Annotated in this window: 17 protein-coding genes; 6 read left to right on the top strand and 11 right to left on the bottom strand. The window is 70.3% G+C overall.

All coding sequences use genetic code 11. The features are described 5' to 3' along the window. Window positions 1-184: 184 nt before the first annotated feature. Window positions 185-2,368: a serine/threonine-protein kinase gene (locus ACFY5C_RS35500; RefSeq protein ID WP_389452755.1), complete on the bottom strand. Its 2,184-nt coding sequence runs from the start codon at window positions 2,366-2,368 to the stop codon at window positions 185-187. Between the two features lie 210 nt (window positions 2,369-2,578). Here ACFY5C_RS35500 and ACFY5C_RS35495 point away from each other — a divergent pair, with 210 nt between their 5' ends. Next, window positions 2,579-3,670, top strand: coding sequence for a serine hydrolase domain-containing protein (locus ACFY5C_RS35495; RefSeq protein ID WP_389452753.1), 1,092 nt, complete (start codon window positions 2,579-2,581; stop codon window positions 3,668-3,670). A 152-nt stretch (window positions 3,671-3,822) separates the two neighbouring features. Here the strand turns inward: ACFY5C_RS35495 and ACFY5C_RS35490 are convergent, their stop codons facing one another. Further along, window positions 3,823-5,529: a glycerol-3-phosphate dehydrogenase/oxidase gene (locus ACFY5C_RS35490; RefSeq protein ID WP_389452569.1), complete on the bottom strand. Its 1,707-nt coding sequence runs from the start codon at window positions 5,527-5,529 to the stop codon at window positions 3,823-3,825. A 262-nt stretch (window positions 5,530-5,791) separates the two neighbouring features. Between ACFY5C_RS35490 and ACFY5C_RS35485 the strand changes: the two genes are divergently transcribed. Next, window positions 5,792-7,000 carry a nucleotide sugar dehydrogenase gene (locus ACFY5C_RS35485; RefSeq protein WP_389452566.1) on the top strand — a complete coding sequence of 403 codons (1,209 nt, stop codon included), beginning with the start codon at window positions 5,792-5,794 and terminating at the stop codon, window positions 6,998-7,000. 75 nt (window positions 7,001-7,075) lie between these two features. Here ACFY5C_RS35485 and ACFY5C_RS35480 read toward each other — a convergent pair whose 3' ends face one another. The 4 genes from ACFY5C_RS35480 to ACFY5C_RS35465 all read right to left on the bottom strand — a co-directional run bounded on the left by ACFY5C_RS35480 (window position 7,076) and on the right by ACFY5C_RS35465 (window position 11,481). After that, window positions 7,076-8,200 carry a GuaB3 family IMP dehydrogenase-related protein gene (locus tag ACFY5C_RS35480; RefSeq protein ID WP_389452563.1) on the bottom strand — a complete coding sequence of 375 codons (1,125 nt, stop codon included), beginning with the start codon at window positions 8,198-8,200 and terminating at the stop codon, window positions 7,076-7,078. A gap of 105 nt (window positions 8,201-8,305) precedes the next feature. Next, the gene (guaB, locus tag ACFY5C_RS35475; protein ID WP_389452560.1) at window positions 8,306-9,811 is read right to left on the bottom strand and encodes an IMP dehydrogenase; all 1,506 of its coding nucleotides are present in this window, start codon (window positions 9,809-9,811) and stop codon (window positions 8,306-8,308) included. Between the two features lie 165 nt (window positions 9,812-9,976). Next, window positions 9,977-10,564 (bottom strand): sigma-70 family RNA polymerase sigma factor, encoded by a 588-nt coding sequence (locus tag ACFY5C_RS35470; protein WP_328424507.1) that lies wholly within the window; start codon window positions 10,562-10,564, stop codon window positions 9,977-9,979. 305 nt (window positions 10,565-10,869) lie between these two features. Next, window positions 10,870-11,481: a response regulator transcription factor gene (locus ACFY5C_RS35465; RefSeq protein WP_003948568.1), complete on the bottom strand. Its 612-nt coding sequence runs from the start codon at window positions 11,479-11,481 to the stop codon at window positions 10,870-10,872. Between the two features lie 381 nt (window positions 11,482-11,862). Between ACFY5C_RS35465 and ACFY5C_RS35460 the strand changes: the two genes are divergently transcribed. Beyond that, complete coding sequence (locus ACFY5C_RS35460; RefSeq protein ID WP_389452557.1) at window positions 11,863-12,192, top strand: WhiB family transcriptional regulator; 330 nt, start codon at window positions 11,863-11,865, stop codon at window positions 12,190-12,192. Between the two features lie 56 nt (window positions 12,193-12,248). On the opposite strand, the gene ACFY5C_RS35455 is transcribed toward ACFY5C_RS35460, so the two are convergent. After that, on the bottom strand, window positions 12,249-13,154 hold the full coding sequence (locus tag ACFY5C_RS35455) for a LysR family transcriptional regulator (protein WP_389452554.1): 906 nt from the start codon (window positions 13,152-13,154) through the stop codon (window positions 12,249-12,251). An 81-nt stretch (window positions 13,155-13,235) separates the two neighbouring features. Between ACFY5C_RS35455 and ACFY5C_RS35450 the strand changes: the two genes are divergently transcribed. The 3 genes from ACFY5C_RS35450 (at window position 13,236) to ACFY5C_RS35440 (ending at window position 15,614) form a co-directional block, all read left to right on the top strand. Beyond that, the gene (locus ACFY5C_RS35450; protein WP_389452551.1) at window positions 13,236-13,904 is read left to right on the top strand and encodes an MOSC domain-containing protein; all 669 of its coding nucleotides are present in this window, start codon (window positions 13,236-13,238) and stop codon (window positions 13,902-13,904) included. Window positions 13,905-14,001: 97 nt separating this feature from the next. Further along, window positions 14,002-14,775 carry an SDR family NAD(P)-dependent oxidoreductase gene (locus ACFY5C_RS35445; protein WP_369272896.1) on the top strand — a complete coding sequence of 258 codons (774 nt, stop codon included), beginning with the start codon at window positions 14,002-14,004 and terminating at the stop codon, window positions 14,773-14,775. A 146-nt stretch (window positions 14,776-14,921) separates the two neighbouring features. Then, a complete protein-coding gene (locus tag ACFY5C_RS35440) occupies window positions 14,922-15,614 on the top strand; it encodes an ester cyclase (protein ID WP_389452548.1) in 693 nt (230 codons plus the stop codon). Window positions 15,615-15,715: 101 nt separating this feature from the next. Here ACFY5C_RS35440 and groL read toward each other — a convergent pair whose 3' ends face one another. The 4 genes from groL to ACFY5C_RS35420 all read right to left on the bottom strand — a co-directional run bounded on the left by groL (window position 15,716) and on the right by ACFY5C_RS35420 (window position 19,973). Next, entirely contained in the window at window positions 15,716-17,341 is a 1,626-nt protein-coding gene (groL, locus tag ACFY5C_RS35435; protein WP_389452545.1) for a chaperonin GroEL, read from the bottom strand. Window positions 17,342-17,490: 149 nt separating this feature from the next. Then, the gene (groES, locus tag ACFY5C_RS35430) at window positions 17,491-17,799 is read right to left on the bottom strand and encodes a co-chaperone GroES (protein ID WP_003998759.1); all 309 of its coding nucleotides are present in this window, start codon (window positions 17,797-17,799) and stop codon (window positions 17,491-17,493) included. A 336-nt stretch (window positions 17,800-18,135) separates the two neighbouring features. Continuing rightward, a complete protein-coding gene (locus ACFY5C_RS35425) occupies window positions 18,136-18,972 on the bottom strand; it encodes a polysaccharide deacetylase family protein (RefSeq protein ID WP_389452542.1) in 837 nt (278 codons plus the stop codon). Then, window positions 18,969-19,973, bottom strand: a complete 1,005-nt coding sequence (locus ACFY5C_RS35420; protein WP_389452539.1) for a polysaccharide deacetylase family protein — start codon at window positions 19,971-19,973, stop codon at window positions 18,969-18,971. Before ACFY5C_RS35420 ends, ACFY5C_RS35425 begins: the two co-directional genes overlap by 4 nt. Window positions 19,974-20,014 lie beyond the last annotated feature (41 nt).

Raw genomic sequence — 20,014 nt, 5'->3', positions numbered from 1 at the left:
TTGCCTCCCCCGGCCGCCCGGTTGGTCAATTCCGTTCGCCTTGCGTCCCGTTCCGGACGCACGACTGGATGCGTACGGTCCGCAAGCACTCACGATACGTGCCGGAGGCAACTCGCAAAGAGGGGTTGCCGGATCTCACGGCCCAATCGCGCCCTTGGCGAGCCCAAACCGAAATCCGCTCACTTCACGACTTCGGCTTGAACGAGTCCGTCAGCATCTGCCACGTGTCCTTACGCAGGTCACTGTCCCAGTTGGCGGCTTTCGCGGTGTACATCAGCGCATATCCGAGTTGCTCGTTCACCACGAACCCTCGGTCGATCGTCCGGTACGCCGTCCCGCCCTCGGTATAGGTGAACTCCCAGTCGGCCGTGTTCCAACCGCGGTAGTCCACCTCCTCTATCCGGATCTTCTTGTACTCGGAGCGCTGCATGTACTGCTCCTGGTCCTTCCAGTCCGCGACCGGGTCACCCTTCGGCGTGGACGTCCAGGCGACGAGCAGCTTCTGCCCGTCGGGCCCGGTGAACCGGTCGCCCGCCGACCCGGTGGACTGGAACTTCCATCCCTCGGGCAGCCCGAGCGAGTACCCCTGGCTCCCGTTGTGCGTCGACGCGGGCTTGCTCCCGGATCCGGCCCCGGCATCGCTCCCGCCGGTCGCGCTCGCCCCGGCGCTCGGCGTGCTCCCGTTCTCCGTCCCGGAACCCGACCCCGACCCCGACCCGGCCGACGCGGACTTCTCCCCGTCCGTACGGCTCTTGTCGCTGTCGTCCTTCTTGGTGTCGGAACTCGCGCTCGCCTTGGCGGAAGCCTTGGCACCGCCACCACTGGCCGCACCGGTCGAGTCGTCGTCGCCGAGCGTGAGGGCGAGCACCACACCGATCACGGCAACCACCACGGCCACGGCGATGATCGCCAGCGTCCGCTTCGGCACCACGTCGGTGAGCGGCGCCCTCGGCACGGGACGCGACGGCAGATCCGGCGGCGCCATCTTGGGCCACCCCGAACTGCCCCCCGAACCCTCTCCGTTCGCCGCCTGCCCGTCCCGCTCTCCGCCCCGGTCACCGGCACCGGCCCGGTCACCAGCACCAGCACCAGCACCAGCAAGGCCACCGGCGGTCGAACCAGCACCCGCACCGGAAGCCCCAGCACCGGAAGCCCCGGAGCCGGAAGCCCCAGCACCGGAAGCCCGGCCGGAACTCCCAGCCTTCGTCGACGCTCCGGCCCCGCCCACTCCCGTGGACGACCCACCGGCCTCCGCCCCGTCGGACCCCGAAGCGACCGTCTCGCTCCCGGACTTGGTACGAGCGGCAGCCGCCCCGGCCGCCCCCGCGCTCACCGCGGCCTTGCGCACGGAACGCAGCGCCCCGCGCAACCGCTCCCCGGCCTCCTCGCCCCGCTTGCCGGCCCCGGCACCCGAACGGCCCTTGCTCTCCCGCGCGTCGGGCTGCGGCGGCAGCGGCACGACCTTCGTCGCGTCCGCCGGCTCCGGCTCGGACTTGGCCGCCGGCGCATGGATGACGGCGTTGAGCATCGCCCGCGCACCCGCGTCGTCGAGCCGCTTGGCGGGGTCCTTGGTGAGCAGACCGTAGATGACGTCCTTCAGCGGTCCCGCGTTCTTCGGCTCCTCCAGCGGCTCCGTCATCACCGCCGTGAGCGTCGCGATCGCGGAGCCCTTGTCGTACGGCGGCACACCCTCGACCGACGCGTACAGCAGCCCGCCCAGCGACCACAGGTCGGCCGCGGGGCCCGGCTTGTGGCCGCGGGCCCGCTCCGGGGAGATGTAGGAGGGCGCGCCGACGAGCATGCCGGTCGAGGTGATGGAGGGGTCGCCCTCGACCTGGGCGATGCCGAAGTCGGTGAGGACGACCCGCTCGGTGTCGGACTCCAGCAGGACGTTCGACGGCTTCACGTCGCGGTGCAGGATGCCCTCGCGGTGCGCGGACCGCAGCACGTCGAGGACGGCCAGGCCGACCTCGGCCGCGCGCTTGGGCTCCAGGAGGCCGTCCTCGCGGATGACCTCGGCGAGCGACTTGCCCTCGACGAGTTCCATCACGATCCATGGCCGGTCGTCCTCGTCGACCACGTCGAACACCGTGACCGCGCTGTTGTTGCGGATCCGGGCGATCGCCTTGGCCTCACGCAGAGTGCGCGTGATCAGCCGCCGCTTCTCCTCCTCGTCGATGTTCGACGGGAACCGCAACTCCTTGACGGCGACGGTCCGCCCCAGAGTCTCGTCCACGGCGCGCCACACCGTGCCCATGCCGCCCCGGCCGAGCACTCCTCCCAGCCGGTACCGCCCCGCGAGGAGACGCTCACGGTCGTCCTGACGAGTGTCCTGACGAGATGTCCCCGCCCGCTCCGCCTCCGACATGCGTCCCCTCATACAACCCGCCCTGACAGAGCCTCCATTGTCTCTCACCCGACAAGTGCCCGACGCCCAGGGTGCCTCACGCGTCGTCACCCGACCGCACGGCCCGAGCCGCCCGGGCACCGCACACCCGAGGCCCGGTGAATCACAGGTTCCGCTTGCCCGGCATGATGACCCGCGACAAGGGAAGGACCCCGCATGGCGCGAACGGCGATGCCACTGCTCCGGACACTACTGGCCATACCTGTGTGCCTGACTGTCCTCTGCCTCGTGTCCCCGGCCCTTCTCGGCCAATCCGCGACGTCCTCGACCTCCTCGTCGGCACGCACCGCCTCGTCGACCTCCAGGGCGCCGGCGACAAACACCCTGCTGTCCCTGCTGGTCACCCGCGGCAAAGCCCCAGCCGCGGCCCTGCTGGCCCGCGAGGACGGCGGCACCCGCTATGCCCAGGCCGGCCGGGGCGTCGCCCGCACCGACCGCTTTCGCGCCGGAAGCATCACGAAGAGCTTCGTCGCGACGGTCGTCCTCCAACTGGCCGCCGAGCGACGTCTGTCCCTGGCCGACACGGTGGAGCAGCACCTGCCGGGCCTGGTACGCGGGGCGGGCAACGACGGGCGCGCGCTGACCCTTCGTTCCCTGCTGACCCACACCAGCGGTCTGTACGACTTCACCGCCGCCTCCGGGGGCACCGCCCCCGTCACTCCACTTCAGGCAGTCCGCATCGCACTCACCCACCCTCCTGCCCGCCCCGGCGGTTACTCCTACTCGAACACCAACTACGTCCTGCTCGGCCTGGTCATCAAGCAGGTCACCGGCCGCTCCTACGCCGCCGAGACCGAACGCCGTGTCATAGCTCCGCTGGGTCTGACCGGCACCTCCTTCCCTGGCTCCCGCATCTCGCTCCCCGCCCCGCACGGCCGCGCCTACGCCACCGACGGGACCGATGTCACCGCACTCGACCCGCGCGTGGCCGGCGCCGCCGGCGAGCTGGTGACCACGCTCACCGACCTCGACCGCTTCTACGCCGCGCTGCTCGACGGCCGCCTGCTGCCCCCGCGGTGGCTGCGCGAGATGCTCGACACCCGTGCCGCGCACGGCTCGTACGGCATGGGACTCTTCCCCGTGAAGCTGCCGTGCGGCACCGTCGTATGGGGGCACAACGGGCGCATATCCGGCAGCTACGTGCGCTCCGCGGCCACCGTCGGCGGTCGTCGCGTCCTGACCTTCCGGGTGAACACGACGGCGATCGCAGACCCCGGCCTCGAACCCCGGCTGCTCGCCGCCGAATTCTGCCCTCGCACCTGATAGAACGGCCGAGTTTCGAGCAGAGATCCCGGCCCCCGTAGCCCGTTCGGGTGATGTCCCGCCGCCCCCACCGAAGCTCCGGCGGTCGCGGGTCCAGGGACCCGCGACCCCGTCGGCCCATACCCGAGGTGCTGCAGCGGCTACCCGAGGTGCTACAGCGGCACGATGTCCGGCGCCCCCAGCCGCGCCGCGTCCGCCGTCAGGTCGTCCGGCTGCCGCTGCGACTCCCGCTCGGCCTCCACCCGCTTCTCGTAGTGCTGGATCTCGCGCTCGATGTGGTCCTTGTCCCAACCCAGCACCGGCGCCATCAGCTCGGCCGCCTCGCGCGCGCACCGCGTCCCCCGGTCGAACGTCTCGATCGAGATGCGCGTCCGCCGCGTCAGCACGTCGTCCAGATGCCGAGCCCCCTCGTGCGAGGCGGCGTACGCGATCTCGGCACGCAGATAGTCGTCGGCGGACTGCAGGGGCTCGCCCAGCGCAGGATCGGCGGCGATGAGCTCGAGCACCTCCTCGGCCAGCGCCCCGTACCGGTTCAACAGGTGCTCCACCCGCACGACGTGGATCCCCGTCTGAGCCGCGATCCGCGCACGCGCGTTCCACATCGCCCGGTACCCCTCCGCGCCCAGCAGCGGAGTGTCCTCGGTGACGCACTCGGCGACCCGCATGTCGAGCCCGTGCACGGCCGCGTCCACCGCGTCCTTGGCCATCACCCGGTACGTCGTGTACTTGCCGCCGGCCACCACGACCAGACCGGGCACGGGGTGGGCCACGGTGTGCTCGCGCGAGAGCTTGCTGGTGGCGTCCGACTCGCCGGCCAGCAGGGGCCGCAGTCCCGCGTACACGCCCTCCACGTCGTCCCGTGTCAGCGGCACCGCCAGTACCGAATTCACGTGCTCCAGCAGGTAGTCGATGTCCGCGCTGGACGCGGCCGGGTGGGCCTTGTCGAGGTCCCAGTCGGTGTCGGTGGTGCCGACGATCCAGTGCCGGCCCCAGGGGATGACGAACAGCACGGACTTCTCGGTGCGCAGGATCAGGCCCGTCGAGGAGTGGATGCGGTCCTTGGGCACGACCAGGTGGATGCCCTTGGAGGCGCGAACGTGGAACTGTCCGCGCTCACCCACCATCGACTGGGTGTCATCGGTCCACACGCCGGTCGCGTTGACGATCTGCTTGGCGCGGATCTCGTACTCGCCGCCCCCCTCGACGTCCCTCACGCGGGCCCCGACGACGCGTTCACCCTCGCGCAGAAACCCGGCCACGCGCGCGCGGTTGGCGACTTGCGCGCCGTAGGCCGCCGCCGTACGCACCAGGGTGGCGACATAGCGGGCGTCGTCCATCTGTGCGTCGTAGTACTGCAGGGCGCCGACCAGCGCGTCCTTCTTCAGTGCGGGGGCGATGCGCAGGGCGTTGCCGCGGCTCAGGTGGCGGTGCATGGGCAGGCCCCGGCCATGGGTGCGGGCCATCGACATGACGTCGTACAGCAGGACGCCGCACCCTGCGTACAGGCGCTCCCAGCCCTTGTACTGCAGCGGGTACAGGAACGGCACCGGCTTGACCAGGTGCGGCGCCAGCCGCTCCAGCAGCAGGCCGCGCTCCTTCAGGGCCTCGCGCACGAGCGCGAAGTCGAGCATCTCCAGATAGCGCAGGCCGCCGTGGATCAGCTTGCTGGACCTGCTGGAGGTGCCCGACGCCCAGTCACGTGCCTCGACCAGTCCGGTGGACAGTCCGCGGGTCGCCGCGTCGAGGGCGGTGCCGGCGCCCACCACTCCGGCGCCCACGACCAGTAGGTCCAGCTCACGCTCGGCCATTGATGCGAGTGACTCGGCGCGCTCCGCCGGCCCCAGTGTCGCTGTCCTCACCGCTGCCTCCCGCTCATCGGTCGCGTAGGCCGCACCCGGCGGGCGAAGCCCGGTTCGTACCCCCCATGCCCAAATTCTGACCGGGTTGCCCGGCTTCAGCCACCACGCACCCCCAGCCTGTGGACAACACTCACGGAAACGCGATCATTCAATGCCGTAAATCGGTCATATTTACTCCTAGTCTGACATTGCGCTCCCTCGATCTGTCCACAGGGCTTGCGCACCTGCACCGCTTCGGTTATTGGGAAGGACGGCCCACGCCATGCCCTCAGATCTCGCCGTCATCGGACTCGGCCTGCACGGCCTGCCCCTGGCGAAGGCCGCCGTCGCGGCCGGCATCCCCACGCTCGGTTACCGGACCGGGCCCGAGGCCGGCTCCCTCAGCCCCGCCGAGCTGCGCCGGATGCTCTCGGGGGGCTTCCGGCACGCCACCAGCCCCGCCGAGCTCGGCCGCGTGCGCACCGCCGTCATCTGCGCGCAGACCCCGCGCGGCGCGGACGGCGGGCTGGACCTGAGCCAGGTGGAGGGGGCAGCCCGCACCCTGGCCGCGCGGCTGCGCCCGCACACCACCGTGATCCTGGAGTCGCCCGTGCCCCCGGGCACCACCGAGAACGTCCTGCGCCCACTCCTCGAAGAGGTCTCCGGACTGCGCGCCGGGCGCGACTTCCACCTGGCCTACTCCCCCAGCCGCGTCGACCCCGGCAACCGTGACTTCACGCCCGCCAACACCCCCAAGGTGATCGGCGGCCTCACACCCGCGTGCACCGAGTCGGCCGCGGCGTTCTACGGCCGTCTCACCGACAAGGTGGTACGCGCGCGTGGACTGCGCGAGGCGGAGACGGTGCAGGTGCTGGAGACCAACTTCCGGCATGTCAACATCGCCCTCGTCAACGAAATGGCCGTCCTCTGCCACGACTTGGGCGTCGACCTGTGGGACGTCATCCGCTGCGCGGAGACCAAGCCGTTCGGCTTCCACGCCTTCCGCCCCGGCCCCGGCGTCGGCGGCCACGCCGTCCCGCAGGACCTGGCGGGCCCCGCCGGCCGCACCCTGCGCATGGTCGAACTGGCCCAGCAGGTCAACAGCCAGATGCCCCGCTACGTCGTCCAGCGCGCCGCCACCCTGCTCAACGAGCACGGCAAGTCCGCGCGCGGCGCCCGCATCCTCCTGCTCGGCGTCACCTACAAGCCCGACCTCGCCGACCAGCAGTCCACGCCCGCCCAGGAGGTCGCGATCCGCCTGATGGAGCTGGGCGCCTGCGTCAGCTACCACGACCCGCACATCCCGTCCTGGAACGTCCTGGACCGCCCGGTCCCGCGCGCGGACGCCCTGTACGAGGCGGTCGCGGACGCCGACCTGACGATCTTGCTCCAGCAGCATCGGACGTACGACCTGCAGGGCCTGTCGGTGAAGGCGCAGCTGCTGCTGGACACGCGGGGCGCGGCGCCCACAGGGGCGGCGCACCGGCTGTGACGGGGCACGCAAAGGGCCGGTCACCCCACTCGGGGTGACCGGCCCTTCCCTGACGTCGGCGTAACCGCGCGGCGGCTAGCGCTGGTGCTGCGAGTCCGCGACCGTGACCTCGACCCGCTGGAACTCCTTCAGCTCGCTGTACCCGGTCGTGGCCATCGCCCGCCGCAGCGCACCGAAGAAGTTCATCGAGCCGTCCGGAGTGTGGGACGGCCCCGCCAGGACCTCCTCGATCGTGCCGACCGTGCCGAGGTCGACCTTCTTGCCGCGCGGCAGCTCCTCGTTCACCGCCTCCATGCCCCAGTGGTGGCCACGGCCCGGCGCGTCGGTCGCGCGGGCGAGCGGGGAGCCCATCATCACGGCGTCCGCGCCGCAGGCGACCGCCTTGGGCAGGTCGCCGGACCAGCCGACGCCGCCGTCCGCGATCACGTGCACATACCGGCCGCCGGACTCGTCCATGTAGTCACGGCGGGCCGCCGCCACGTCCGCGACCGCCGTCGCCATCGGCACCCGGATGCCCAGGACGTTGCGCGTGGTGTGCGCGGCGCCGCCGCCGAAGCCGACCAGGACGCCCGCCGCGCCGGTGCGCATCAGGTGCAGGGCCGCGGTGTACGTGGCACAGCCGCCGACGATCACCGGGACGTCGAGCTCGTAGATGAACTGCTTCAGGTTCAGCGGCTCGTGCGAACCGGAGACGTGCTCCGCCGAGACCGTCGTACCGCGGATGACGAAGATGTCCACGCCCGCGTCGACGACCGCCTTGGAGAACTGGGCCGTGCGCTGCGGGGAGAGCGCGGCGGCCGTGACCACGCCCGCGTCGCGCACCTCCTTGATGCGCTGCCCGATCAGCTCCTCCTTGATGGGAGCGGCGTAGATCTCCTGGAGGCGGCGCGTGGCGGCCTCCGTGGGCAGCTCGGCGATCTCGTCGAGCAGCGGCTGCGGGTCCTCGTACCGCGTCCACAGGCCCTCGAGGTTCAGCACGCCGAGGCCGCCGAGCTCGCCGATGCGGATCGCGGTGGCCGGGGAGACGACCGAGTCCATGGGGGCGGCCAGGAAGGGCAGCTCGAAGCGGTAGGCGTCGATCTGCCAGGCGATCGAGACCTCCTTCGGGTCCCGCGTACGGCGGCTGGGGACGACGGCGATGTCGTCGAAGGCGTACGCCCTGCGCCCGCGCTTGCCGCGCCCGATCTCGATCTCAGTCACGTCTGTGGCCTTTCCCTGATGCGTTCAGCGTCTTCCAGTATCGCCGACGGGTACGACAAGGGCGGCCCCGGTGCACCCGGGGCCGCCCTCGAAGGAGTCTGCCGACTACTTGCTGCGGCTGTAGTTCGGCGCCTCGACCGTCATCTGGATGTCGTGCGGGTGGCTCTCCTTGAGGCCGGCGGAGGTGATCCGCACGAAGCGGCCCTTGGACTCCATCTCCGCGATGGTGGCGGCGCCCACATAGCCCATGGTCTGGCGCAGCCCGCCGACGAGCTGGTGCAGCACGTTGGCCAGCGGACCGCGGTAGGGCACCTGGCCCTCGATGCCCTCGGGCACGAGCTTGTCGTCGGAGGCCACCTCGGCCTGGAAGTAGCGGTCCTTGGAGTACGACCTGCCCTGGCCACGGGACTGCATGGCACCCAGGGAGCCCATGCCGCGGTACGACTTGAACTGCTTGCCGTTGATGAACAGCAGCTCGCCCGGGGACTCCTCGCAGCCCGCCAGCAGCGAGCCCAGCATCACGGTGTCGGCGCCGGCGGCGAGCGCCTTGCCGATGTCACCGGAGTACTGCAGGCCGCCGTCGCCGATCAGCGGGATACCCGCGGGGCGCGCGGCCAGGGAGGCCTCGTAGATGGCGGTGACCTGCGGGACGCCGATGCCGGCGACCACGCGGGTGGTGCAGATGGAGCCCGGTCCGACGCCGACCTTGATGCCGTCGACACCGGCGTCGATCAGCGCCTGGGCGCCGTCGCGGGTGGCGACGTTGCCGCCGATCACGTCGACGTTCACGCTCGACTTGATCTTCGACATCCAGCTGAGGGCGTTGCTGTTGTGGCCGTGTGAGGTGTCGACGACCAGGAAGTCCACACCGGCCCCGGCGAGTGCCTGGGCGCGCTCCAGGGCCTCGGGGCTGGCACCGACGGCGGCACCGACGAGGAGCCGGCCCTCGGCGTCCTTGGCGGCGTTGGGGTACTTCTCGGCCTTGACGAAGTCCTTGACCGTGATGAGGCCCTTGAGGACGCCTGCCTCGTCGATCAGGGGAAGCTTCTCGATCTTGTGGCGGCGCAGCAGCTCCATCGCGTCGCTGCCGGAGATGCCGACATGGCCGGTGACCAGCGGCATCGGGGTCATGACCTCGCGCACTTGACGGTCGCGGTCCGTCTCGAAGGCCATGTCCCGGTTGGTGACGATGCCGAGCAGCTTGCCGGCCGGGTCGGTGACCGGGACACCGCTGATGCGGAACTTGGCGCACAGGGCGTCGGCCTCGGCAAGGGTCGCCTCGGGGTGCACCGTGATGGGGTCGGTGACCATGCCGGACTCGGACCGCTTCACCAGGTCGACCTGGTTGACCTGGTCCTCGACGGACAGGTTGCGGTGCAGCACGCCGACACCGCCCAGGCGGGCCATGGCGATCGCCATGCGGGACTCGGTCACCTTGTCCATGGCCGCCGAGAGCAGCGGGATGTTCACACGGACATTGCGGGAGATGCGGGACGAGGTGTCGACCGCGTTGGGGAGCACCTCGGATGCACCCGGCAGCAGCAGCACGTCGTCGTAGGTCAGCCCGAGGGTTGCGAATTTTCCGGGCACTCCGTCGACGTTGGCAGTCATGACACCTTCCCCAAATGGCCTTGATCGGTGCGGATGTCCATGCTAACGGGAAGCATGGGGCGCAAATTCCACGGTTGCGGCCGACCCCGGGCTTCGTATGTTCGTACGGAACCGGAGTGAGGCCTGTTCATTTGGGGGCGCACTCAAGGGAGCACTGACGGAGCACTACTGCTCGGCCAGCGCGCGCAACCTGCTCAGCGCCCTGTGCTGGGCAACCCGGACGGCGCCGGGTGACATTCCCAACATCTGACCCGTCTCTTCCGCGGTCAACCCCACCGCGATCCTCAGGAGCAACAGCTCCCGCTGGTTCTCGGGCAGGTTGGCCAGCAGTTTCTTGGCCCACTCGGCGTCGCTGCTGAGCAGCGCCCGCTCCTCCGGGCCGAGGGAGTCGTCCGGGCGTTCCGGCATCTCGTCGGACGGGACGGCCGTGGAACCCGGATGCCGCATCGCCGCCCGCTGCAGGTCCGCGACCTTGTGCGCGGCGATGGCGAAGACGAAGGCCTCGAAGGGGCGGCCGGTGTCCTTGTAGCGCGGCAGCGCGAGCAGGACGGCGACGCAGACCTCCTGGGCGAGGTCCTCGACGAAGTGACGGGCGTCGCCCGGGAGACGGGACAGCCTGGTGCGGCAGTAGCGCAGGGCCAGGGGGTGGACGTGCGCGAGCAGATCGTGCGTGGCCTGCTCGTCCCCGTCCACGGCGCGATGGACGAGTGCTCCGATCGCCCCGTGGGCATGAGCCGCCTCGTCCTCGCGCATCGGTCCATGGTGCCTTGCGGCCGTTTGGTCCGTGGCATCGTGTCCGACGTTGTGCACCGAAGCGTTATGAGCAGGTGCGGCAGAACTCATCCCCTGCGCCCTCCCCTTCCGCTCGACCGACTCGTCCCCGAGAGACTCCACATTCTCAAGGATGCGGCATCCGCGGCGAAACGAGCAGCGGGCACCCGGCGGGTCCCTTTGCCACACCCGCTCACCTTGCGGTAAACGCGCCGACCCGCCCTGAGAAAAGCAGCCCCGCCCACCAGGCGGCGGGCGGGGATCCCCGTGCCCCCGCTGAGGCTCACCTACCGGACCAGGCCCCACCGGAAGCCGAGCGCCACCGCGTGTGCCCGGTCCGAGGCGCCGAGCTTCTTGAACAGACGTCGCGCGTGCGTCTTGACGGTGTCCTCGGAGAGGAACAGCTCGCGGCCGATCTCGGCGTTCGAGCGGCCGTGGCTCATGCCCTCGAGGACCTGGATCTCACGCGCGGTGAGCGTCGGCGCGGCGCCCATTTCCGCTGAGCGCAGCCGGCGCGGGGCCAGCCGCCAGGTCGGGTCGGCGAGGGCCTGCGTGACGGTGGCACGCAACTCCGCTCGCGAGGCGTCCTTGTGCAGATAGCCGCGCGCCCCGGCGGCGACCGCGAGGGCCACGCCGTCCAGGTCCTCGGCGACGGTGAGCATGATGATGCGCGCTCCCGGGTCGGCGGACAGCAGCCGCCGCACGGTCTCTACGCCGCCCAGACCGGGCATGCGTACGTCCATCAGAATCAGGTCCGAGCGGTCGGCGCCCCAGCGGCGGAGGACTTCCTCGCCGTTGGCCGCCGTCGTCACGCGCTCGACGCCGGGCACGGTCGCGACCGCGCGGCGGAGCGCCTCTCGGGCAAGCGGGGAGTCGTCGCAGACGAGGACGGATGTCATGGCCGCCCTCCGCAGCTGATGCACGTCACCTTGAGCCTCCAGGCTGGTACGAAATCGTCACCTGTGCGGTCGACCGCCTCGGACGCGTGCCCGAGCGCTTGTTCCTTCAACCGCCTCCGCCCTCTCAACGACGGTCACTCGAAAGAGTTACGGGGGCATGCGCCGTCTTCGGCACTCTACGTGAGGGGGCGGACACGGGGCAGACATGCACGACGGACCCTCAATGTTTCATCACAACCCATGCCCCATTCAGCCCTTTTTCTTCCCGTTTCACGGCGTTTGGGGCTAGATTCGCAATGAGTCATATTTTCATCTTCTTAGATCGTAGATGTACGGTCGTAGACACCGTATCCGCCCAGAACGGCTACAAGGGGTCACGCAATGGCAGATTTCTCCCGCCTTCCCGGACCGAACGCGGACCTGTGGGACTGGCAGCTGCTGGCTGCATGTCGTGGGGTGGACAGTTCGCTCTTCTTTCATCCGGAGGGCGAGCGCGGTGCGGCTCGGAGCGCTCGAGAGAACTCGGCCAAGGAGGTCTGCATGAGGTGCCCGGTGCGCGCGCAGTGCGCGGCGCACGCGCTGGCGGTGCGCGAACCGTACGGCGTCTGGGGCGGCTTGACCGAGGACGAGCGCGAGGAGCTCATGGGGCGGGCGCGCAACCGGCTGGTCTCGGCCTCGACGGCCGGCGGGGAGACCGGCTCGCACACCTGAAGGAACGTTTCTGCATCTAGCTCGGGGCACGCACATGCGTGCCCTTCTTTCTGCCGCTAGCGGGCGGCGGCCCGCGCAAGCTGTTCCAGCGTCGCCGCCACGGCCGGCACCTGCGCCAGGTCGGGCAGGGTGAGCGCGACGATCTCCCGCCGGACCGCCGGCTCCAGCGTCACCATGCGGGCCCCCCGCGGCCGTACGGACTCGACGGCGAGCTGGGGCAGGACCGCCACGCCCAGGCCGGCGCCCACCAGGCCGACGACCGCCGGATAGTCGTCGGTGGCGAAGTCGATGCGGGGCGTGAAGCCGGCGCTCTCGCACACCTCGATCAACTGTCCCCGGCAGCGCGGGCATCCGGCGATCCAGGGCTCGGCCGCGAGCTCCCCGATGGCGACCGATCCGGAGGACGCGGTGCGCGCGAGCCGATGCCGTTCGGGTACGAGGCCGACGAGACGGTCCGTCAGCAGCGGGCGTACGACGAGGTCGTCCCACTCCCCTTCCTGGGCCGCGCCTTCGTACCGGAAGGCGAGGGCCACGTCGCAGTCGCCCTCGCGCAGCAGCTCGACGGACTTCGGCGGCTCGGCCTCCTCCAGGGAGACCCGGGTGCCGGGGTGCGCGGCGCGCAGGGCGGCGAGGGCGGTCGGGACGAGGGTGGAGCTGCCGCTGGGGAAGGAGACGAGCCGCACGCGGCCGGCCCGCAGTCCGGCGATGGCGGCGACCTCCTCCTCGGCGGCGGTGAGTCCCGACAGGATCCCGGCGGCGTGCCGCACCAGCGCCTCGCCGGCCTGCGTCAGCCGCATCTCGCGTCCGCTGCGGATCAGCAGGGGGGTGCCGACGGAGGCCTCGAGCGCCTTCATCTGCTGGCTGACGGCGGGCTGGGTGCAGCCCAGCTCACGCGCCGCCGCGGAGAAGGAACCGGTGGTGGCGACGGCGCGCAGGACGCGGAGGTGACGGGCTTCGAGCACGGAACCGAGCATAAGCGAGCCTTGGAGGGCGTGCCGAATATCGCGTCGACACTTTGGACGTACGTCGCCTACCGTGCGGGCATGAAGCTTCTGTCTGTGAATCTGGGCCGCGCCAAGGCGGTGCCGTACACGGATCACGCCGACGGTGTGACCGGCATCGACAAGCAGCCGGCGGCGGGGCCGGTCCTGGTGGCGGCGCCCGGCCCGAAGGGCGTCGGGGGGAGCGGGCTGGCGGGGGACACGGTGTGCGAGAAGCGGCACCACGGCGGCGACGACCAGGCCGTGTACGCGGTCGCGCGCGAGGACCTCGACGACTGGGAGCGCGAGCTGGGGCGGTCGCTGACGAACGGCGTGTTCGGCGAGAACCTCACGACGTCCGGCCTGGACGTGTCCGGTGCCCTGATCGGGGAGCGCTGGCGGATCGGGCCCGAGGTGGTGCTGGAGGTGACGTGCGGCCGGATTCCCTGTCGTACCTTTCAGGGCCATCTGGGTGAGACGCAGTGGGTGAAGCGGTTCACGGCGAAGGCCGCGCCCGGCGCGTATCTGCGGGTGATCGAGCCGGGCGAGATACGGGCGGGCGACGCGATGGAGATCATCCACCGCCCCGGTCACGACGTGACGGTGGCACTGCAGTTCCGGGCGGTCACGACGGAGCGCAAGCTGCTGCCGCGGCTGCTGGCGGCGGGCGAGTCGCTGCACCCGGAGTCATTGGCGGCAGCTCGGAAGTATGTGTCACAGCACGGGATCTGACCGCGGCTCACCTGCCTGCTGTTCGCACGGGCTTCACCGACTGGGAGGCCCTGTGCAGAGAGCGGACGCGCAGACTCCGGGTCATTAACCTTGCGCCATGACAACGGCTCTCATCACGGGATCGACCGCGGGCATCGGCGCGGCCTTCGCACGGCGGCTGGCTGCCGACGGACACAACCTGGTGCTCGTGGCCCGGGACACCAAGCGGCTGCGGGAGCAGGCGACCGAACTGCATGACCGGCACGGCATCGAGGCGGAGGTCCTGACGGCCGACCTCGCCGAGGACACCGGCATCGAGACGGTCGCCGCTCGCCTGGGCGACCGCAGGAACCCGGTCGATCTGCTGATCAACAACGCCGGCTTCGGCAACAAGGGCCGCTACCTCGACGTCTCCATGGCCGACGAGCTGAAGATGCTCAAGGTGCACTGCGAGGCGGTACTGCGCCTGACGTCGGCGGCGTCGGAGGCGATGCGTGAGCGGGGGCGGGGCGGTGTCGTGAACGTCGCCTCCGTGGCGGCCTTCGTACCGCGCGGCACATACGGCGCGTCCAAGGCGTGGGTCGTGCAGTTCACGCAGGGCGCGGCGCGGGACCTGGCGGGCAGCGGCGTACGGCTGATGGCGCTGTGCCCGGGGTTCGTGCGCACCGAGTTCCATGAGCGGGCCGGGATGGGGACGGACAACATCCCGGGGTGGATGTGGCTGGACGCGGACAAGCTGGTGGCGGCGGCGCTCCACGATCTGGCGAAGGGCAAGACGGTGTCGATCCCGGACCCTCGCTACAAGGTCCTGCTGGGCGCGGCGAAGCTGGTGCCGCGAGGGGTGCTCGGGGGGATCAGCTCGCGGACCGGGCGCAAGTACGGGCCCCAGTAGGCGCGTCGGGGAGAGCCGGGCGCCTCGGTGCTTCGAAGGGGATCGGTGCGCCGCCCGGTTCCACCGTGACCGGGGGCCGCAGGGGCGTGGCGGTGGGAAAATGGTGGTGTCAGCCGCACCCAGCACGACCGGGAGGCCCCGACGCCATGACCTTCGTACAGCTCATCGACTGCAGGACCAGCCGCTTCGACGAGATGAACCGGCTGATGGACAGGTGGGTCGAGCAGACCAAGGGGAAGCGGACGGCGACGCACGACGTCATCGGGAAGGACCGGTCCGACGCGTCGCACTTCATCGAGATCGTGGAGTTTCCGTCGTACGACGAGGCCATGCGGAACTCCGATCTGCCCGAGACCGGCCGGATCTTCCAGGAAATGGTGGCGCTCTGTGACGAGCCGCCCACGTTCACCGATCTGGACGTGGTGCGCGACGAGCAGCTGAACGTCCTGGCCGCGCGGACCTTCTTCGAGGCCATGGGCAGGATGGGGCCGGAGCGGATCGGTGAGCACCTCACGGACGACTACGTGGATCACGATCCCTCGTATCCGCGGCCCGTGCAGGGCGTCGACGGCATGCGCGAGGTGTACGCGGGGTGGCAGGGCGCCTTCGACTTCACCTTCCGGATCGACGACCAGATGGCCCAGGACGACCAGGTGTGCACCCGGTGGACGTGGGTCGCGCGGCACAAGGGCGACTTCCTGGGGATCATGCCGACCGGGCAGGACGTGTCCATGCAGGGCATGACCTGGCAGCGGTTCCGGGCCGGCAGGATCTGCGAGAGCCGCTGGCTCTACGACCGGGCGGGTCTGCTGGAGCAACTGGGGGTACTCGGCGAGTGAAGCCCGCGAAGGGGAAGGCCCCGGTCCCGCACTCTCGTGCGGGACCGGGGCCTTCTGCGTGCGTATGAGCCGCTGGGCTCAGCGCGCGTGAGCTGCTGGGCTCAGTGGGCGTGCCCGTGGCTGTGGCCACCGGCCGCCGGCTCCTCCTCTTCCTTCTTCTCGACGACCAGGGTCTCGGTCGTGAGGAGCAGGGAGGCGATGGAGGCGGCGTTCTCCAGGGCGGAGCGGGTGACCTTGACCGGGTCGATGACGCCGGCCTTGACCAGGTCGCCGTACTCGCCGGTCGCGGCGTTGAAGCCCTGGCCCTTGTCGAGCTCGGCGACCTTGGAGGTGATGACGTAGCCCTCCAGGCCGGCGTTCTCGGCGATCCAGCGCAGCGGCTCGACGGCGGCCTTGCGGACGACCGCGACACCGGTGGCCTCGTCGCCGGTCTTGTCGAGGTTGCCCTCGAGGACCTTCACGGCGTGGACCAGAGCGGAGCCACCACCGGAGACGATGCCCTCCTCGACCGCGGCGCGGGTCGCGGAGATGGCGTCCTCCAGACGGTGCTTCTTCTCCTTCAGCTCCACCTCGGTGGCGGCGCCGACCTTGATCACGCACACGCCGCCGGCCAGCTTCGCGAGGCGCTCCTGGAGCTTCTCGCGGTCCCAGTCGGAGTCGGTGTTCTCGATCTCGGCCTTGATCTGGGCGACGCGGCCCTGCACGTCCTCGGACTTGCCGGCGCCGTCGACGATCGTGGTGTCGTCCTTGGTGACGGTGATCCGGCGAGCGGAACCGAGCACCTCCAGGCCGACCTGGTCGAGCTTGAGGCCGACCTCCTCGGAGATGACCGTGGCACCGGTGAGGGTCGCCATGTCCTGCAGCATCGCCTTGCGGCGGTCACCGAAGCCGGGGGCCTTGACGGCGACCGCGTTGAAGGTGCCGCGGATCTTGTTCACGACCAGGGTCGACAGGGCCTCGCCGTCGACGTCCTCGGCGATGATCAGCAGCGGCTTGGAGGCACCCGCCTGGATGACCTTCTCCAGCAGCGGCAGCAGGTCCGCGATGGAGGAGATCTTGCCCTGGTTGATGAGGATGTACGGGTCCTCCAGGACGGCCTCCATGCGCTCCTGGTCCGTCACGAAGTACGGCGACAGGTAGCCCTTGTCGAAGGCCATGCCCTCGGTGAAGTCCAGCTCCAGACCGAAGGTGTTGGACTCCTCGACGGTGATGACACCGTCCTTGCCGACCTTGTCCATCGCCTCGGCGATGAGCTCGCCGACCTGCGTGTCCTGGGCGGACAGACCGGCGACGGCGGCGATGTCGGACTTCTCGTCGATCGGGCGGGCGGTCGCGAGGAGCTCCTCGGAGACCGCGGCCACGGCCGCGTCGATGCCCTTCTTCAGCAGCGCCGGGGAAGCACCCGCGGCGACGTTCTTCAGGCCCTCGCGCACCAGCGCCTGGGCGAGCACGGTGGCGGTGGTCGTACCGTCACCCGCGATGTCGTTGGTCTTGGTCGCCACCTCCTTCACCAGCTGGGCGCCGAGGTTCTCGTACGGGTCCTCGACCTCGACCTCACGGGCGATGGTGACGCCGTCGTTGGTGATGGTGGGCGCGCCGAACTTCTTGTCGATGACGACGTTGCGGCCCTTGGGGCCGATCGTCACCTTGACCGTGTCGGCAAGCTTGTTGACGCCGCGCTCGAGGGCGCGACGGGCGTCCTCGTCGAACTTCAGGATCTTCGCCATGGGAGCGGTTCAGCCCTCTCGGAAAACGTGGGTGAAACGAACTGCGCCCCAGACGCCCGGCTTCATAAGGTCGCGGGGGCCCGGGGCGCAGCTCACAAGCAAAAGTGCTTGAGGTGACGGGTTATCTGGGGGGTGACCCCCAGACCCCCCTACTTCTCGATGATCGCGAGCACGTCGCGAGCCGAGAGGACGAGGTACTCCTCGCCGTTGTACTTCACCTCGGTGCCGCCGTACTTGCTGTACAGCACGATGTCGCCGGTCTTGACGTCGAGCGGCAGACGCTCGCCGTTCTCGAAACGGCCCGGGCCCACGGCCAGGACGACGCCCTCCTGGGGCTTCTCCTTGGCGGTGTCCGGGATGACCAGGCCAGAGGCGGTGGTCTGCTCGGCGTCGAGCGGCTGGACCACAATGCGGTCCTCGAGCGGCTTGATGGCAACCTTGGAGCTGGTGGTCGTCACGATCCGACCTCCCCCTTCGGAGATCTCACGGGGTTAACTGTCTGAGGTGGCGACCAGGTGGATCCGTCGTCGCGGGTGCCGGACCTGCCCGTCGCGTAGTTGGCACTCTCCAGTGGGGAGTGCCAGAGCCGAGACTATGACCGCGATTAGCACTCGGTCAAGCGGACTGCTAATTCGCTGCGCTGGCTGAGCCGCGTTCGGGTGACCGGTGCCGCCGGTGACCGGTGTTGCCGTGGCCGCCTGGGGGCTGCCGCCCCCAGACCCCCGCTATCGGCCTGAACGGCCTCGTCCTCAAACGCCGGACGGGCTGGAGTGGACCGGCGCCGGAGAGTTCCGTCAGATGTAGTCCTCCAAACGGCCCACCGTCAGCCCCCGTCCCTGGATCTCCCGCAGCAGCCTCGTCGTCCGCTCTCTCAGCGTCAGCCCCGCCGGTTCACCCGAGGGGACCGACACGATGTCCCCGGCGCGCAGCCGTCCGGGGCCGTGCGCGTACGTCAGTTCGCCGTCGCCCTCCATCGCCGCCCGCCACAGCACGACCGCCGTCACCCCACAGTGGGCCGCGGCACGGAGCGTGGTCGTGTCGTACGTGCCGTAGGGCGGGCGGAAGAGGCGGGGGCGGATGCCGAAGCGGGCGCGGAGTTTGTTCTGCTGGCCGCAGATCTCGGCGCGCTGGCCGGCGTACGGCAGGCCGCGCAGGGCGGCGTGGTCGAGGGTGTGGTTCTGGATCGACGCGCCCACCGAGCGCAGGCGCGCGAAGTGGCCGTAGCCCGGGCCGACCACGCTGTCCGTGAGGAACATGCTGACGGGCAGCCGCAGTTCACGGACCATGTCGACGAAGCGGGGATCCTTCTCGGCGCCGTCGTCGTAGGTGAGGAAGACGACCTTGTCGCGGGTGGGCGCGCGGTGCACGACGGGCAGCGGGTGTCCACCGGACGTCCCTGGCCGCAGCCGCCTCCCGGGCGGGGGCGGTGGCGCGGCGAGTGGGGCGGTCAGGCCCCAGCGCCGGTACGGCTGTGCCGTGTGCGGCGCGCTGTCCACCGACCGGGTGCTGTGGGCCGCCCTGTCGCCCGGCTTCCCTCCACCGGGGCCGACCGGACCGGCCGGCTGCGCGCATCCGGCGAGCAGGACGGAAGCCAGGACCGCGCCCGCCACGGCCCACGGCGTCCGCCTCACAGGTAGTCCTCCAGCCGGGCCACCGCGTAGCCCTCGGCCGTCACCTTGTTCAGGAACCGGCGGATCATGTCGGGCATTGTGCCCTGCCAGTCCTCCCGGCCCCGGAAGTGAGAGAGGACGATGTCACCCGATCGGATCTTCTGGTCCCACTCGCGGTACTCCCAGTGGTCGACGAAGACCTCTTCGTTCCACAGCGGGACGTACTTGATGCCGCACGACTTCGCGGCGCGCAGGCTGTCCTTGTCATAGTTCCCGAAGGGCGGGCGGAAGAGCAGCGGGGGCTTGCCGTAGCGCTCCTCGATGACGTCCTGCATGCCGCAGATCTCGTACTGCTGGCGGCGGTAGGAGAGGGCGGGGAGGTACGGGTGGTGGAGGGTGTGGTTGTTCAGGGTGACGCCGCTGCGCTGCATCCGCTTGAAGTAGCCGTAGTCGTCCTTGATCACGTAGTCGCTGAGGAAGGCGGTGTACGGCACCCGCAGGTCGTCCATCATCCGCAGAAAGACGGGGTCCTTCTCGGCGCCGTCGTCGATGGTGAGGAAGACGACCCGTTGCCGGGTGGGGATGGTCGTGAAGACCGGCGGGAGGCCGAGTTCCTCGTGCCCGTCGACCTCGAAACCCTCGCGGGTGGTGATCTTCGGCTTGGTCGCGGGTGGAGGCGGGGGCGTGAGCGGAATTCTCGACAGACCCCAGCGTTTCGCGGCGGCGGCTCGGGCGGCGACGGACTGCGCCGACTTGAACCTCTTCGGATGCGCACCGGGGGTGTTCCCGGCGTGCGGGCCCGCACTGGTGGCCGGAGGCGGTGCCTTCAGGGGCTGCCGGCTCGGGGTGGGGCGTGCGGGCCCGGATGCGCCAGTGCCCGCCGGTGCACAGCCCGCGGCGATGGCGGCGACGGCGAGCACGGCGACTGCTCCGCGGACCCGTGTACCTGCCGCTGCCCGGCCACGCCGCCCTGCGGGTGCCCCATTCGGGCTACTTTTGTCATTTTGTACTACTAGTCGCATGGTGCGGGATCTTCGCAGGCGCCCACCCCGAAGCCGGGCCG

The organism is Streptomyces sp. NPDC012935 (assembly GCF_042900345.1).
Classification (GTDB): Bacteria; Actinomycetota; Actinomycetes; order Streptomycetales; family Streptomycetaceae; genus Streptomyces.
The sequence above is the reverse complement of the archived record's forward strand: the minus strand, read 5'-3'. Positions and strand labels throughout refer to the sequence as shown.

Bases quoted from the DNA above. Each gene is read 5' to 3' on its own strand.
- ACFY5C_RS35500 (WP_389452755.1), bottom strand. From the start codon at position 2,368: ATGTCGGAGGCGGAGCGGGCGGGGACATCTCGTCAGGACACTCGTCAG.
- ACFY5C_RS35495 (WP_389452753.1), top strand. From the start codon at position 2,579: ATGCCACTGCTCCGGACACTACTGGCCATACCTGTGTGCCTGACTGTC.
- ACFY5C_RS35485 (WP_389452566.1), top strand. From the start codon at position 5,792: ATGCCCTCAGATCTCGCCGTCATCGGACTCGGCCTGCACGGCCTGCCC.
- guaB (WP_389452560.1), bottom strand. From the start codon at position 9,811: ATGACTGCCAACGTCGACGGAGTGCCCGGAAAATTCGCAACCCTCGGG.
- ACFY5C_RS35470 (WP_328424507.1), bottom strand. From the start codon at position 10,564: ATGCGCGAGGACGAGGCGGCTCATGCCCACGGGGCGATCGGAGCACTC.
- ACFY5C_RS35465 (WP_003948568.1), bottom strand. From the start codon at position 11,481: ATGACATCCGTCCTCGTCTGCGACGACTCCCCGCTTGCCCGAGAGGCG.
- ACFY5C_RS35460 (WP_389452557.1), top strand. From the start codon at position 11,863: ATGGCAGATTTCTCCCGCCTTCCCGGACCGAACGCGGACCTGTGGGAC.
- ACFY5C_RS35450 (WP_389452551.1), top strand. From the start codon at position 13,236: ATGAAGCTTCTGTCTGTGAATCTGGGCCGCGCCAAGGCGGTGCCGTAC.
- ACFY5C_RS35445 (WP_369272896.1), top strand. From the start codon at position 14,002: ATGACAACGGCTCTCATCACGGGATCGACCGCGGGCATCGGCGCGGCC.
- ACFY5C_RS35440 (WP_389452548.1), top strand. From the start codon at position 14,922: ATGACCTTCGTACAGCTCATCGACTGCAGGACCAGCCGCTTCGACGAG.
- groL (WP_389452545.1), bottom strand. From the start codon at position 17,341: ATGGCGAAGATCCTGAAGTTCGACGAGGACGCCCGTCGCGCCCTCGAG.
- ACFY5C_RS35420 (WP_389452539.1), bottom strand. From the start codon at position 19,973: ATGCGACTAGTAGTACAAAATGACAAAAGTAGCCCGAATGGGGCACCC.